Annotated in this window: 13 protein-coding genes; 9 read left to right on the top strand and 4 right to left on the bottom strand. The window is 43.7% G+C overall.

The window, feature by feature from the left end; all coding sequences use genetic code 11:
* Positions 1–241: 241 nt before the first annotated feature.
* The 5 genes from V144x_RS20580 to V144x_RS20560 all read left to right on the top strand — a co-directional run bounded on the left by V144x_RS20580 (position 242) and on the right by V144x_RS20560 (position 5,487).
* Positions 242–1,276 (top strand): hypothetical protein, encoded by a 1,035-nt coding sequence (locus V144x_RS20580; RefSeq protein WP_144987682.1) that lies wholly within the window; start codon positions 242–244, stop codon positions 1,274–1,276.
* A complete protein-coding gene (locus V144x_RS20575; protein WP_144987681.1) occupies positions 1,273–2,571 on the top strand; it encodes a tetratricopeptide repeat protein in 1,299 nt (432 codons plus the stop codon). The genes V144x_RS20580 and V144x_RS20575 overlap by 4 nt, the downstream gene beginning before the upstream one ends.
* 143 nt (positions 2,572–2,714) lie before the next feature.
* A complete protein-coding gene (locus tag V144x_RS20570) occupies positions 2,715–3,827 on the top strand; it encodes a DUF1559 domain-containing protein (protein WP_144987679.1) in 1,113 nt (370 codons plus the stop codon).
* An 84-nt stretch (positions 3,828–3,911) separates the two neighbouring features.
* Positions 3,912–4,313 carry a hypothetical protein gene (locus V144x_RS20565; RefSeq protein WP_144987677.1) on the top strand — a complete coding sequence of 134 codons (402 nt, stop codon included), beginning with the start codon at positions 3,912–3,914 and terminating at the stop codon, positions 4,311–4,313.
* A 445-nt stretch (positions 4,314–4,758) separates the two neighbouring features.
* Positions 4,759–5,487 carry a hypothetical protein gene (locus tag V144x_RS20560; protein ID WP_144987675.1) on the top strand — a complete coding sequence of 243 codons (729 nt, stop codon included), beginning with the start codon at positions 4,759–4,761 and terminating at the stop codon, positions 5,485–5,487.
* Between the two features lie 115 nt (positions 5,488–5,602).
* On the opposite strand, the gene V144x_RS20555 is transcribed toward V144x_RS20560, so the two are convergent.
* From V144x_RS20555 to V144x_RS20545, 3 genes are all read right to left on the bottom strand, one after another.
* Positions 5,603–7,303, bottom strand: coding sequence for a vWA domain-containing protein (locus V144x_RS20555; RefSeq protein WP_144987673.1), 1,701 nt, complete (start codon positions 7,301–7,303; stop codon positions 5,603–5,605).
* A 51-nt stretch (positions 7,304–7,354) separates the two neighbouring features.
* A complete protein-coding gene (locus V144x_RS20550) occupies positions 7,355–8,761 on the bottom strand; it encodes a magnesium chelatase (RefSeq protein WP_144987671.1) in 1,407 nt (468 codons plus the stop codon).
* A 213-nt stretch (positions 8,762–8,974) separates the two neighbouring features.
* The gene (locus V144x_RS20545; RefSeq protein WP_144987669.1) at positions 8,975–10,435 is read right to left on the bottom strand and encodes a PAS domain S-box protein; all 1,461 of its coding nucleotides are present in this window, start codon (positions 10,433–10,435) and stop codon (positions 8,975–8,977) included.
* 408 nt (positions 10,436–10,843) lie between these two features.
* On the opposite strand from V144x_RS20545, the gene V144x_RS20540 reads away from it, so the two are divergent.
* The 4 genes from V144x_RS20540 (at position 10,844) to V144x_RS20525 (ending at position 12,549) form a co-directional block, all read left to right on the top strand.
* Positions 10,844–11,194, top strand: a complete 351-nt coding sequence (locus tag V144x_RS20540) for a hypothetical protein (protein WP_144987667.1) — start codon at positions 10,844–10,846, stop codon at positions 11,192–11,194.
* Positions 11,166–11,378 (top strand): carbon storage regulator, encoded by a 213-nt coding sequence (locus V144x_RS20535; RefSeq protein WP_144987665.1) that lies wholly within the window; start codon positions 11,166–11,168, stop codon positions 11,376–11,378. The genes V144x_RS20540 and V144x_RS20535 overlap by 29 nt, the downstream gene beginning before the upstream one ends.
* A 304-nt stretch (positions 11,379–11,682) precedes the next feature.
* The gene (locus V144x_RS20530) at positions 11,683–12,171 is read left to right on the top strand and encodes an Hsp20/alpha crystallin family protein (RefSeq protein WP_144987663.1); all 489 of its coding nucleotides are present in this window, start codon (positions 11,683–11,685) and stop codon (positions 12,169–12,171) included.
* Positions 12,172–12,279: 108 nt separating this feature from the next.
* Entirely contained in the window at positions 12,280–12,549 is a 270-nt protein-coding gene (locus tag V144x_RS20525; protein ID WP_197998551.1) for a BON domain-containing protein, read from the top strand.
* A 141-nt stretch (positions 12,550–12,690) separates the two neighbouring features.
* Here V144x_RS20525 and V144x_RS20520 read toward each other — a convergent pair whose 3' ends face one another.
* Positions 12,691–13,074 carry a rhodanese-like domain-containing protein gene (locus V144x_RS20520; protein ID WP_144987659.1) on the bottom strand — a complete coding sequence of 128 codons (384 nt, stop codon included), beginning with the start codon at positions 13,072–13,074 and terminating at the stop codon, positions 12,691–12,693.
* Between the last annotated feature and the right edge of the window lie 272 nt (positions 13,075–13,346).

The following is a 13,346-nucleotide window of genomic DNA, read 5'->3' as shown; positions in this document are numbered from 1 at the left end:
AGCTAATTTCTTGTTTTGTTAACAGTTTATTAATAATTCGCACTTAACATGCTCACATATTTAATGTGTTTAAGTGTGTTGAGTCATTATTGAAATTATAACTGTTTCGTCAGGCGATCTAGAACAATTAGTGTGTGTCCACAGATGATAGACGTGGCACTTGTGTTGTGGAATTGCTTTATAACCTCGCCCTGGAATTCCATTTTTTAATGCAATAATCAAACGTTATTGCAGCTTTTTTATGTCACAAATTTCCCAGACAACATTATTACCGCAAACAACTTCTGAGCGATCAGAGGCTGTAACGGAGAATTTTCGAGAAGCAATCAAGGATGCGTGGCTCGTTGATCCCAAGTATGATCTCTTTTTTTTAGCGAATTTGGGATGGCCGTTACTGGTGTTACTTCAGTGGTTGGGAGGACTGGAAACCCAAAGTAGCATTAGCTTTTGGCAGATCTATTTTATCACAACGCCTCATCGATGGATTACGCCAGCATTGCTCTTTCTTGAACGCGATCGATTACAGGCGAATAAAACAAAATATATTTTGGTGACGATTTTATTGATATCAGTACCTTTGGCAGTAAAAATTTCAACCGGTGCACTGACTTGTTTGCTGACGATTGATTATATCTGGAATGCCTGGCATTTCGCAGCGCAGCATCATGGAATCTATCGGATTTATGGTCGTAAAACTGGTGGCATTTCACTTAAACGATCGCGCATCGATAAATGGCTGATGCGGGGGTTTCTGTTGTATGTGACATTTCGCATTGCGAGTTGGGCATCGATGGGAGCCGCAGCAAATCAGGGTTGGGGGATGTTGGACTACCTGTTTGCGGTGATTCCAGTAACTATGATTTTGCGCGAATTCTGGCAGCTTAAACCGCAAACATTGGGGCGGTGTCTGTATTTTACAAGCGTGATGACGCTTTATTTGTCTATGTTATGGGCTGTGGCTGTCAGAAACCCAATGCTGTTACTTGTGTTAACGACTGCTTCCGCACTCTTTCATTCTATTGAATATTTAGCCATTGTCAGCTGGTCTGTTGATCGCACAAAAAAAGCGGGAAAAGCAACTACACAGCTCTTTCAACGTCTGATGCCACGTTGGGGAATTGTTCTGGCTGTGTTTGTGCTCATTCTCGGGATGGGGTCCTGGCTAATGGAATCTCACTTATTGGAAATCTGGCTTACAATAAATTTAATGATGGCCTTTTTGCATTATGCGTATGATGGTTTCATTTGGAAATCGCGGAGGCCAAAAACAGCATGAATAACCGCGAAACAGCGACTTTAAATCCATTACATGATAGTAATGACTTCAATACTTCAGGTCATGTCAACCCAAGCAGGGGCAGAACGGTTTCTTTCCTGTTTGCGATTCTTTTGACTTGTCTGGCTGGTTGGTGGTTACAAAACATACGTAGTGCAGGAGGCTTGAGTCTGCCTTATGTGCGTTCCGATATCATCATTGTCAGCTTTCTTTGTATGTTGCCATTGGCTTTGCTCTTAACTGAATGGATTTGTGTTGAATTAAAACGTCGTCGTTTTCAATTATTTCTTCTTGTGCAGTCTCTGTTTTTTATAGGAACAGTGATCATCCTAATTCAGGCTGTCAACAATGCTCAGTCAAGCAGTACTTTCAGCAGCAGTGATGCCTGGGAATCACTCGTTTTGCGCCCTACAGTGGCTTTTTTTGTAATGACCTCCTTTTTGTTAGTAGTGGGGAATTTAGTACTAACGCAAGAAACGACTCAAATAAAGAGCAAGGGAGCATTGGTCTGGTTTCTCGCGTTATTGACGGCCCTGGTGATACCTAGGTTCTATGTTGAATCGCGAGTTGATGAAGCCGTGATCAAAATTGAAGAATATATCGCCAGCGGTCGGTTAGGCGATGCACGACGATTAACGCGCGAAGTGACTGTATTGTCTCCCTGGGTGCAAATCGATAGCAAACCTGCCGGCGATGTTGCCCATGATCTTGATCGAGCCTGTTACGATCTTGAGCAAAGTTTAGCATTCATGAAGTTACGACCGGTTCCTAGTGAAGAGCAGACGTATCATGCCGCCCGATTACATACCATATTGGGACAACCTGCTAAGGCGATCAGACTATTAGAACCATGGTCTGAGAAATCATCGACCAGCCCACTCACTCTTCAGTTACTGGGGAATATTTATCAACATCAGGAAAACTGGGCGAATAGTGAACGATACTTTCGACGATCACTCAAAGCCTGGCAGAAGTTGCCAAAATCAGAGCAGCAACAGGTGGGAATTGTTTCTGCCTGGAAAGGGATTGCATTTGCTGAAAGGAAAAGAGGGAACTATGAAGCAGCAGAAAATGCGTATTTATCGGCGTTGTCATTGGCTCCCACGGCGGACCAACACTTTTTACTCGCGCAGTTTTATGAAGATACTCAACAAACAGCAAAAGCAAACAAACATGCTCAGCAGGCGATGGTACTCAATCCGACCCATTACGAAACATCTGGTAAGAAACTGATTGCCTCTTTGCAAAAACAGCATTTTGGCTGCTTGAGCGTCTGGCGTCATGGAAGTCAGTAATCCAAATACAACAGGGAGTGTTGCAAAAAATATGCTCTGAATGTGAATGTGTATTTTGAACTTAGTGACAGAAGTCTTTCAGGCCCTATTACTCATAGAGGGCGTTATTAATCGTTTTTATTGTTTTAATCAGGAGTAAGTACATGTATCGTCAACGTTTTCAGGAAGAGACGAAACAAGAACACCGTAGAGGATTCACATTAATTGAATTACTAGTCGTGATTGCGATTATTGCGATTCTCATTGCACTATTGTTGCCAGCTGTGCAACAAGCGCGTGAAGCAGCACGACGCTCACAGTGTAAGAATAATCTCAAGCAATATGGCCTGGCTTTGCACAACCACCTTGATACCTTTGGTGCGTTTCCACCAGGCTATGTATGCTACGATGAATCGGGCAACCGCTTTCAAACTGGGGGTTGGCAAAATGGCCAGAATGAATTCGGATTTCACTGGTTAGTCATGCTTTTACCTTACATGGAACAACCTGGTTTGTGGGATCAGATCAAAACCTGTGGTGATAATTTAAAAGCGAGAACTGATGGCACGAGTAATCCTTGGGACCATTGTGAATGGCTAGCTCCTGCTCATATTGGTCGTCAGCGATTGCCGGCATTTAATCACTGTCCTTCAGCACCTCAAGATAATTCTCAGTTCTCTGATGGAACTTACGGCTTGGAAGCATTAGCCAAAGGGAATAATTATGCTGCCAGTTGGGGATCAGGTAATATGCTTTCCTGGGAATCTCGTACAACACGAGGAGCCTTTGGTTGTTACTTCTCAACTCAACAGGAAGTTGCTATTCCTTCTGGAGGCTCTGGTGACTTGTTCCAACAGGGCAAAGGAATGACAGATAGCGATTTTGTGGATGGAATGAGCAATACAGTAGCCATTAGTGAAATTGTGGGCGCTGATGGTTTTGCTTCTGGTACCAGTACTGATATCCGGGGAGTCTGGCTCTCACCGGCAATGGGAGCGACCATTTTTACCGCTTTTAATAACCCCAATGCAAAAGTACCTGATATTCTTGCTGCCTGTGATACGAACATTCCAGTAGATACCAACCCGTTTCTGAATTGTACTGAAGATCGGACAACTGCTGATGTCTATGCTGCCGCGCGCAGTTACCATACGGGTGGTGTGAATGCATTATTGGCAGATGGCGCAGTGCGTTTCATCAGCGATAATGTTGATAATGCAGCTGTCTGGCGGCCTTTAAACACAATTCGCAATGAAGAGACTATTGGTGAATTTTAAAAAAATGTGAGCTTCATGAGTACGCTATATTCAGAATTTGTTTGTAGCGTACTTTTTTGACAACAAATAACAAGAGAATAAAAAATGAAAAATATGATATTATGTTTCCTCTTTGGTCTGTTGGTTGGCTGTGGAAGTGGCGCAGAGGTTAAACCTTCAGTAGAACAAGATGTCTATGCACATGTGATGGGGCTTGGTGATTCTATTAGCAGTGATGAAATGTTTGAGGCTGCTTTCATTTCCGGAGCGGCCCCTAAAAATCGAAAGGATTACGGTAAGTATGTGTTTGTTGTTGATGGGGGAGCCGAGATCAATGGAGATGAAGCAATCGTTCCTGTAAAAATTTTGGGAGGCTATGTGTCTTCACAAGAAAGAGACAAAGTTGTAAAAGAAAAACCCAGTGAGAAGACAGAAACAAAAATGACTTGGAAACTACAGCGCGAAGGAGACGAGTGGAAAATTAAGGAGGCACCTCTTCCTGGTTAGTACCATGCTTACTTTGAACCATTTGTGCTATTCGAAATAACAAATGTCGGTTCACATTCATTGGCAAATCACAAAAATCTATATTGCAGCAGATAACCAGGAGGCAATATTTGGTTTTCAACGGAATCAAGCAATTGTGCTTGAATTCCAGTTTGTCAATGGCTCGTAACCAGTACAAGAGATTCTCATCTCGAAGCTGTAAGACGAGGTGCAATTGACGCTTAAATTGTTTTCTCTCAATGTGTAAATAGCCCTATTTATCCTGTGTCCCTGGTGAGATTTTCTTTTGATCAAATTGTCAATATTATAATGATGATTTGATGCCTAATATTCATGATGTAGTAATAAAATGTTCATTTTTTATTTGTAGCATACATCCAGTCGACTCGCAGGAACTTTTTGGCGTCCTACGAACTACTTTCATCTTTCTTGTAGGAGAGTATCTATGATTGGGTTGCGAAAATTAAGTATCACTTCAGTTGTGCTTGCAATGAGCTGCATGTGCATAGGTGAGCAAGCATTCGGAGACCCGGGTGATATCTGGGGAATGATTTCTGGACAAGTTGATGTTGTCTCTTCGGCCTGTACTGGAGATCCCGGAGCAACTGAAACCGGAACAACTAATGATTCTATAATTGGTACTCATGGGGTATCTGATCAGTATTGGGCAGCCTATGGTGCTTCATGTGGAACTACTTCTTACAATGTCACATGTGGCTCGAACGTTGATGAGCAAGAAGTTGTCGATTTCAGTATGAGCAGTACCACATCTGATGATGCTTCTGGTGTGGACTATGATGCTGAGTACGAATTGCTTCATGCAACCAATGGGAATTCTACAACAACAGTTCATGTAACTTACCATTTTACCTCTCAAGGAGATTCGCATAGTCTATCGGAGTTGAATGTTCGTAAGAATGGAACCACAGTTCTGAGCTTCAATGTTTCAACTGATGAAGTAAGTGTGAAAGACGGTGCGGGAAACGTTTTGGATAGTTTCGACCCACAGCAGCCATATTTTAACCATAATTTCTCGTACAAAAAATCGTTCCCTATAACTTTGTCGACCGGGGATCGATTGAGATTGACGGGGAATACTTGGGTTGAGGCAACTGAAGGTGGCTCTGATTTATCTACTCTTGACGTAGACGTATCTACTATTGGACCCACATAAGGTTCAATAATTCTTTTGGCCTCGCCTGAGAGAATTAAACACCAGAAATCGCTACTGCTGATAAATCAGCAGTGGCGTTCTATTGATTTTGTTGAATTATTGAAATGATTTGTTTCTAGCCGATGATATCACGTCTGTGTGAAACGTAATCCCAGACGACGTAACGGTCTAAATCACGGCCTGCGGTGAAGAAAACACGACCCTGAGTGGCTTCTGCCAGGCGATGGGCGAACTGGATATCTTCGCTGGATTGTGACCAACTGGGAATCAGAAAGATGTTAATCGTGATCCCTTCGCGTTGGCATAAATGCGCTTCGCGCATTGTGGCGGCTTCTGTTTGCGGATCGGGTGGATAAAGGAGATAGAGCATTTCTCCTTCAAAGTGTGCAGTTGGTAAGCCATCGGTAATCAGGATGATTTGTCGATTGGGGGTGTCCTGCGATGCAAGAAAATGCCGAGAGAGTTGCAGGCCGTGTTGGATATTGGTGAAGTGCGGCGGCACGACCTGCTCGCTGATTTTTTCATCACTCATATCCACCTTCAAGCGAACAACAGGATCAAATATCGTTACTGGTTTGGGCATCAGTTCGACAATTTCGCCAGTAGTGCGCGGTTTGGCAAACGTATACATCTCGATAAATTGCAGATAGTCACCTGGAAATTCGCCGCGAATCAAAGCCTCCAATGCCAGTCCCATCTGTTTTACGTTGACATACTGCCCTTCGTAACGCATGGAACCACTCATGTCCATCAGGACGGTTGTGGCACATTTGGGGGAGTTTTGCGTTTTATGAATTACTAAGTCGTCGGATTTCAAGCGAATGGGTAATCCGGGTCCCTCACGCAGAATCGCGTTGGTGAATGATTGCGTGATGTCCATATTGGAGACCGAATCACCGAATTCGTATGGCTTCGTACTCGGCAGCTCAACGGCACCTTCGCCGACGACGGGGCCAGAGTGCCGTCCCGTGCGCGATGCTTGTAGCTCGCTGAAAATGCGTTCTAAAATACGACTTTGGAACAGACGATATGCTTTGGGAGTGAGTTTAAATTGACCTTTGGAAAATTCCAGACCTTGCTGATCGGCCATTTCACGTAACAGGTCTCGAACTTGTTTTTGTATCTGTGACAGCGTTTCGAGGTCACCGGGTTGTGTGAATTCCGAAAGTGCCTCCATATCAATGATGGCAATTTGCGCTGTTTCACGCGCTTCTTCCAGTTGTTTTAATAGTTCGTCTATTTTTTCGAGTTCCGCTTTAATCTCCAGTGCCTCAGGAATCGACAGGGAAGTCCGCCCAGTAAAATGATACTTAGCTGCCAGTTCGTCAATTTCATATTTGTCTCCCAGGCGATCTACCAACTGAACCAGACCTTGAGCAAAGGGACTATGGTCATCATCGGCTTTATACCAGATGCGTTCTAGATCATAAATTTGTTCTTCTCGTACTGCCTGGTGAAAAAACTCTTTGAGACGTCGCGGAGGTTTGATTTGTTTTGCATAGCCGTGATAACGTCGACGCGCTTTTTTTCGTACACCATCTGTTTCATAAGTTTCCAGTATATGCCGTTTCCGTTCTTCCAGCATTGCCATCAGCGCATCCAGACTGGGCCCCAGACCGGCAATCTGACTGGGGTCGAGGTGAATCGCTCGTGCAAGTTCCTCTTCTGTCAGTTCCCGCATCGAACCATAATACATCATGTGATTTAAGGCGGGCGAGACTAGATCGGGGGGAGGCTCTGTCGGATCAGGGAATCGTTTGGGGTCGTATTTCTGGTAGGTGTGAATGATCCCACCTGTGAGTCGTTTATCAGTCATAATCGAGTCTCGATCTCTCTTAAGAGAAGATTATTTGGATTAGAGGAGAGATCAGGTTTCGTACACGATTCGACCATGATCCTGCGAGCGTGAAATTTTGCTGTTGGCGTACAAGCCGGCTAATACAAATTCAATGCAAGCGGCGCGAATTGCTTCATCGCCTGATGCATTGACTTCGAATGCTTTGTCCCAGATGGGGGGGACTCGTTTCAGGCGGTCCGCGTATTGTGAAGAGGGTAACATGTCTCCGACTTCAACTTTAATTCCCTGAGAAAAGATTTCGCTAATTTCAGCCAGTCCATGTTCGACAATATATTCCTGAAAGACATCCTGAATTGCTTGTGCAATGATGGAGTCAAGTACCTGACGTTCGGACATCTGGTTGGCACCCATCATGTCGAGTTCCAGTTTTCCCAGAGACGAAGAATAGAGATGCCCCAAATCACTGATGCGGGGTACCGCTGGTTTTTCATTGAGGACCGCACCGCGTCTGCGCGCGGAAGCCACCATTGTGCGATAGTTGGCGATACTGAAACGAGCACTGACTCCAGAATCGTGATCAACATATTTGGAGCTTCGCGCAGCGACTGTAATCTGTTCAATAATTTCACGCATAAAGTAGGGAACGACAACAGGTACATCACCTTCAAGATCAACGGCTGCTTCCTGTTCCATGATTTCAATGCCCAGACTGCGCTCATGTGGATAATGAGTGTGTATGACCGAACCGATGCGGTCTTTCAATTGTGGGATCACTTTTCCACTACGATTGAAGGTCGACGGATTGGACGAAAACAGAATCAGCATGTCCAGATCGAAGCGAATGGGATAACCGCGAATCTGTACATCGCGTTCTTCCAGAATATTGAACAGTCCGACTTGCACGAGTTCATCCAGTTCAGGCAGTTCGTTCATGGCAAAAATGCCGCGATGCATGCGAGGGATCAGTCCAAAGTGTAGCGCACTTTCAGCAGACATACTTTCGCCATGTGCCAGTTTGGCTGGGTCGATTTCACCGATCACATCGGCAAACTTGGTTCCAGGGGCCAGACGTTCTGCATATCGATCTTCACGAGACCACCAGCCAATGGGGACTTCATGGTCTGGGGTATTTTCCAAAAATGTCCGCCCAATGCTGGTGATGGGCTGGTAAGGATCATCGTGGACGGGAGAGTCCGGAACATCAAGATAGGGAATCTCCGGATCTAGAAAGCGAACCAGCAATCGCATGATGCGACTTTTGGCTTGTCCTTTCTCACCCAGGAACAGCATATCATGCTCAGAGAGCAGAGCCATGACAATATCAGGAATGACGGTACTGTCATAACCAATAATTCCGGGAAATAATTCATCGCTGTCTTGTAAAGCGTGCATTAGATTATCATAGATCTCACGTTTCACAGTTTTGCTTTGCCAGCCGCTTTCACGGAGTTCAGCTAGATTAGTAGGGCGGTTCATAAAGCCTGCTTATCTTAAGATTTATTGGTAATAGTTAATGAATGATTATTAGTTGTTTGCAGATTGAGAATCTACAAATTTCTGAAAATGTTCATGCAAGTTTCAGTCAGATGAATCACTTAACTAATGATAGACGAAACTGGCCCGTAAACTATGGTGCGATTGTTCAGTATGTTGCAAATTCAGAAAAATTGAGAGATACACAGCAGGGGCTTATTTAGCCCATGGTGTTTCATTCTGTATTTTGGCATCTCTTAATTCAAATGGGGCAATAATCCGTGCAACTGTTCCATTACCATTAGCAGACTCCAGCCAAAACTTACCTTTGATCAGTGATAAGCGAAACTCGATGTTACTGAGACCAATCCCACTGGCTTCTGAGATCTGCTGGTCGAGCTGTTTGGGATCAAAGCCAATTCCTTCATCCGAAACGACAATTTCAATTTTCTGTTCCGAGAGGAGACTCATTCGAACAAATGCCTGATTCGTTTGAGAATGCTTTACCACATTAAACAACAATTCGCGGATGCATTCATATAAAATGATATTTATCAGCTCATTAGAAGAATTCGCCTGACGGTCAAGATCCAACTTGACATCTAAGTTATAACGATCTTTCATATTTTGGGATAGCCATTCGAGCGCTGTTACCAGACCTTCCTCGTGTAGAATGACCGGGTTTAACTCAGCCGTTAACGAGCGAGTGACTTCAATGCCTTGACTCAGTAATTCATCTGCACGAACCAGAGTCTGCTTTACTGCCTCGACAGAAGCATCTTTCTTTGCAATATCTAAATGAATTCGTACCCCGACCAGTAATTGTTGCAGGTGATCGTGCAGAATATTTGCCAGTTGACGACGTTCCTGTTGTCCAGCCATTGCAATCGCTTTCGTCAATTTTTCCTGTTTCTGTTCTGCCTGTTTGCGTTCACTGATATCAGAAATAATTCCTGCAAAGATGCCGAATTGAGGTAGGTCGGTGACTGAGAGTTCAATGGGGAAGATCGTTCCATCTCGATGGCAGGCTTTCAATTCACGTCTCATCCCAACGATATCTGATTCCCCGGTCTCCAGATAACGTGCGATATACTCATCATGATGCTCTCGAGTCGGTGAAGGGGTCAGTAAACTGACATTTTTGTTAATCATTTCATTTGCTGAGTATCCAAACATTTTTTCAGCTGCCGGATTAAAAGAAGTGATTAACCCGTTGTGGTCAATGGTGACGACCCCTTCAATAGCCGTTTCCACAATCGCCTTGAGTTGTGCCTGTATTTGTCGTAATTCACTGGAGACGCTCTGCTTTTCTAGAATCCGTTTTAATGAGGAACGAAACAAATCCGGATCAATGGGTTTCACGAAATAGTCAGCAATTTCATTTCGAAAAGCGATGACGACATTCTCAATTCTGGATTGTGCAGTGATAATCATCAACTCTGCATTGGGAGCTAACTTCTGTAGCTTGGGGAGGAGTTCGTCAGTTCTCCCGTCTGGAAGTTCTTGTTCAAGAATGATCAAAAAATAATCGGACCAGTTATCACGATCCAGCATTTGAGCGATCGTTTCAGCAGTGTCAACCCGGTAATGATCACCTGCGAGAATTTGTGTAATTTGTGAACGCGATTCCGGATCTGCTTCCACTAGTAACACTGGTAAGCTTCGTGTTTCGTACATGACACTGGTCTCGTTTCTGGATGTGGTTTCCAAAAAATAGTTCTGGATCTCAAAGCACTCCGCAACATAACCAACGCTTTTGAGTAAGTAAATGCCGGAGAGATACTTGATTTCGTATTTGATACCTAGGGAATTTCCCTATTCAAGTTTGGTCGAATTTCCGATTTTCGAAATTCAACTGCTTCGATATCGTGATGCTCAGTATCGTTCAGGTAGAAAAATGCTAGTTGTGAAAATTTAACATGATTTTAACATATACTGGCAAAAATTTTCATGATGAAATGTGGATCACGCATAGATACGTTGAATTAAATTTCAGCGTGAGCGATTCTTGTGACCATTCAATGGCAGGGATGTTAATAAGCAGTGGGTTAGACCCCATGCAAACTCTCATTCCAGGAACACAAGATGATGAAAACCACAGGAAGCGGGCTTGCTTTAGAAAATACACAGTATCATGCCCGATTTCAAAACAAAGTGTTATGGGCAGAGCAGGACGAGGCGTTAGATCAAGCCCTCATCGCTAATTTGTCTAACAGACAAATCCATCAGATGTCTCGCGATGAATTAGTGCGAGTGATTTGGGCTGCCAATCTGGATTTTTTGGATCTGGGTAGCTGGCACCGGGTCAGCCATTTTGAACGGAACACATTAGAACGTCTGGCATATTTAGCACGTTTTTGTTGTCAAAATCAAATGTCGCGAACCTCCTCATCACGGAAAGAATCTCATGCTCGTTTTAGCTCGAAAAATCAATGAACAGATTCGGATCGCTGACAATATTGTTTTAACTGTAGTCAAGATTCGGGGAGGAAAAGTGAAACTGGGAATTGACTGTCCTGCTCATATTCCGATCCGGCGAAGTGAGATCCCTTTAAAGCAGACACTAGAAGATCAGGATTACTCTGATTTGGATGAGAAGCTGGATCAGGTTACTTTTTAGTTGGTGCTTTTTAGCCTAAGTGTGTCCTTTTTCACCGGTGATATAAGGGGGCAAGTTTCTTTTCTTATCGGGAGTTTCCCGAGGTTAATGTGAGGACAATCCTGCATCAGTTTTTGGCAGAAACTCCGATTTAAAACTTGTTTTGGTTTGCTACGATGCAATTGAGTTGAGCAGAAAATTCTTTCATGTTTGAAAAAATGACAGTCTGAGTTGGCTTTGAATGCACAAGAGGAATAAGGATCTCTGTACATTATGGGAGCAGCCTTTTGTATCTTGATTGTTCTAAATAAGGAGGGAAATATCAATGGCAGTTACACAAGCCGTTAAGGGGACAGTTTCAGGACCAGAGCAATCCATCATTAGATCTGGTCCATTTGGGAGTCGTGCACCTTTCTGGGCACTGCGTAATGAGATGGATAATTTGTTAAGCCGTTTTTCTGGTGAGGGAGGGCTAACACAAGCTTTTGATGCGGTGCTCGATATGTCTGAAACTGACAATGAAATCGAAGTGCGAATGGATGTTCCCGGCATTCAAGCTGAGGAAATTGAAGTCGAAGTCACTGGAAACACGCTGTTGATCACAGGGGAACGAAAAGAAGAGAAAGAAGAAAAGGGGAGAACCTATCATCGAATCGAACGTTCGAGTGGCAGTTTTTCTCGATCAATGACGCTTCCTTGTGAAGTGGACAGTGATCAGGTGGAGGCGCAATGCGACAATGGTGTCTTAACAATTACATTACCCAAATCTAATTTGAGCAAGCCACACAAAATTACTGTGAAACCCAAATTTTAAAGCATACCTGGAAGTCGCTTTGATAAAGATGGTGTGCCACAGAGGTTCATCTGTGGTACACCTTTTTACCTCTAGTGATCTACAAAATGAACGACTAAGGAGAGCATCGTGGAGCTGCAAAAAGAAGCACGAATCGTACTAGCCCCCAATCCGGAACATCAACTCATCGCACGGATCAAGCGGGTTCTACGATCAACGGGGTATGATGCCTTGTCTCATATTAGAGTTGCGGTAGAACAAAACGTCGTGCGCCTCGAAGGACAAGTCCCTACCTATTTCTTAAAGCAGGTTGCCCAGACTCAAGTTCTTTCAATAAATGAGGTCAGGTCTGTCATTAATAATCTGGTCGTAGAAGACGGATATGTAGGACATTTTTAATGATAGTTAAACAGAAGGTTTATTAGTTGAACAAGTCGGATGCTGGCACGCACCAGGTTTCGTCTTCACCCGTTGCATTGGGTGTGTGCCAGCATACTTTCAATGAGTTGAACTCTGAAAGCATGCAGTGAATAAAGCCACTTATTCAACAAAAGAGAGAAAGCCTTGTTGCTTCTTTAACGCATTCGATTGTTGAAGGCCCATTTCGATGGGGAGTTGTGCTGCCTTCCAATCAATTTTTCCTGGTTCATAATCATAAATGTTCTTGTAACCCGCTTTCCGAAGACGCTGGATTGCCTGTTCTGAACTTTTACATTCAAAGTTCAAACTGTAAACAATGATGGTTTGTTTTTTGTCGGGAATTACTTTCAGAATCTTCCCTTCAAAATGATCATCCAGCGGAATATTGATGGCTCCTCGTAAGTGAAACTCTTTATAAGAGGTTTCAGGTAATACTTCGATGAGTTTTAAATTGGGACACGACTTCAGGAGCCCTTGTAATTCGCTCCGGCTGATAGTCACCATCGGCTCAACCTCACATAATCATGGCAAGCTGCCTGGCATTAGTTAATTTTTGTGCCTCTTTAGAAAAACAGAATACCGATTTCATGAGAGCTATTTTACTTCAAGGAAAGAGTAGACTACTATCAGGTCGATCGCGTGAAAATTCTCAGGTAAAATTCTCAGGTCGCTATGGGGGATTTTCCTAGTGGCAATATGATTCTGAACCGATGCAATAATGATTCGGGTTATGACAAGGGAGGCTCAAGTTTTTAATGATTTCGAGCGGGGGAGGG

It is taken from the genome of Gimesia aquarii (assembly GCF_007748195.1).
Lineage (GTDB): Bacteria > Planctomycetota > Planctomycetia > Planctomycetales > Planctomycetaceae > Gimesia > Gimesia aquarii.
The sequence above is the reverse complement of the archived record's forward strand: the minus strand, read 5'-3'. Positions and strand labels throughout refer to the sequence as shown.

Bases quoted from the DNA above. Each gene is read 5' to 3' on its own strand.
- V144x_RS20580 (WP_144987682.1), top strand. From the start codon at position 242: ATGTCACAAATTTCCCAGACAACATTATTACCGCAAACAACTTCTGAG.
- V144x_RS20575 (WP_144987681.1), top strand. From the start codon at position 1,273: ATGAATAACCGCGAAACAGCGACTTTAAATCCATTACATGATAGTAAT.
- V144x_RS20570 (WP_144987679.1), top strand. From the start codon at position 2,715: ATGTATCGTCAACGTTTTCAGGAAGAGACGAAACAAGAACACCGTAGA.
- V144x_RS20565 (WP_144987677.1), top strand. From the start codon at position 3,912: ATGAAAAATATGATATTATGTTTCCTCTTTGGTCTGTTGGTTGGCTGT.
- V144x_RS20560 (WP_144987675.1), top strand. From the start codon at position 4,759: ATGATTGGGTTGCGAAAATTAAGTATCACTTCAGTTGTGCTTGCAATG.
- V144x_RS20555 (WP_144987673.1), bottom strand. From the start codon at position 7,303: ATGACTGATAAACGACTCACAGGTGGGATCATTCACACCTACCAGAAA.
- V144x_RS20550 (WP_144987671.1), bottom strand. From the start codon at position 8,761: ATGAACCGCCCTACTAATCTAGCTGAACTCCGTGAAAGCGGCTGGCAA.
- V144x_RS20545 (WP_144987669.1), bottom strand. From the start codon at position 10,435: ATGTACGAAACACGAAGCTTACCAGTGTTACTAGTGGAAGCAGATCCG.
- V144x_RS20540 (WP_144987667.1), top strand. From the start codon at position 10,844: ATGATGAAAACCACAGGAAGCGGGCTTGCTTTAGAAAATACACAGTAT.
- V144x_RS20535 (WP_144987665.1), top strand. From the start codon at position 11,166: ATGCTCGTTTTAGCTCGAAAAATCAATGAACAGATTCGGATCGCTGAC.
- V144x_RS20530 (WP_144987663.1), top strand. From the start codon at position 11,683: ATGGCAGTTACACAAGCCGTTAAGGGGACAGTTTCAGGACCAGAGCAA.
- V144x_RS20520 (WP_144987659.1), bottom strand. From the start codon at position 13,074: ATGGTGACTATCAGCCGGAGCGAATTACAAGGGCTCCTGAAGTCGTGT.